Source organism: Streptomyces sp. NPDC007917 (genome assembly GCF_042959105.1).
Lineage (GTDB): Bacteria > Actinomycetota > Actinomycetes > Streptomycetales > Streptomycetaceae > Streptomyces.
Window position 1 is genome coordinate 1 of record NZ_JBIBKK010000089.1, and the last position, 1,122, is coordinate 1,122.

Here is a 1,122-nt window from a genome sequence, read left to right on the forward strand (position 1 = left end):
TACGCCGACGGCCGCCGTGTCGACTACACCACCGGGACCGTCACGATGAGCGGCGTGACCACAGCACCGGTGGGCCTACAAGCCCTGGAAAAGCAACTGCATGCGCGGTTTCTGACACTGGCCGAGCGCGAGAAGATCCGCGATCTGCGCGCGGCGGGCCGCTCGCTGCGGGCGATCGGGCGTGCTCTGGGACGGCCGGCGAGCACGGTCAAGCGGGAGATCGACGCGCACTCGGGCAGCGAGGGCTACCAGCCCTACGCCGCCCACCGGGCAGCGGCAGCGCGCAGACCTCGGCCCAAGGAGCGCAAACTGCTGCGTGAGGGACGGCTGCGCCGCTTCGTCCAGGACGGACTGCGCCAGCGGTGGTCGCCGGAGCAGATCTGCCACGCTCTACGGAGAGAACATCCCGACGACGAGAACATGCGGGTGAGCGTGGAAACGGTCTACCAGGCGCTGTATTTCCAGGCCCGCGGCGGCCTGAAGCGGGAAGTGCAGGCAGCCGTCCGTTCCGGCCGGACCCGCCGCAGACCACGCCGAGACCCCGAGCGGCGCACGCCCCGGTTCATCGACCCGATGGTGATGATCAGCGACCGCCCCGCCGACGTCGAGGACCGGGCCGTGCCCGGTCACTGGGAAGGCGACCTGATCATCGGCGCGGGCGGGCGCTCCGCGATCGCCACCCTGGTCGAGCGCAGCACCCGCTACACCCTGCTGGTCCACCTGCCGGGCGGCGCCCACGACGCCGAGACCGTCCGCGACGGCCTCGTCACCACGATCCAGACCCTGCCCGCCCACCTGCGCGGCTCCCTCACCTGGGACCAAGGCAGCGAGATGGCACGCCACAAGCAGTTCAGCATGGCCACCGGCATGCCCGTCTACTTCTGCGACCCTGCCTCGCCCTGGCAACGCGGCTCGAACGAGAACACGAACGGACTCCTGCGCCAGTACTTCCCGAAGGGCACCGACCTGAGCGTCCACAGTCCCGAAGACCTCGAACACGTCGCCCAGGAACTCAACGGCCGCCCACGCAAGACGCTCGGCTGGGATACCCCAGCCGAGCGTCTACGTGATCTACTCACCACCTGAAACCAAGTGGTGTTGCGACGACCCCTTGAACCCAAG

Annotated in this window: 1 protein-coding gene; it reads left to right on the plus strand. The window is 69.3% G+C overall.

Annotated elements, in window-relative coordinates:
- A partial coding sequence (locus tag ACFZDL_RS47235) for an IS30 family transposase (RefSeq protein ID WP_391194643.1) occupies positions 1-1,086 on the plus strand: 1,086 nt, incomplete at its 5' end.
- Positions 1,087-1,122 lie beyond the last annotated feature (36 nt).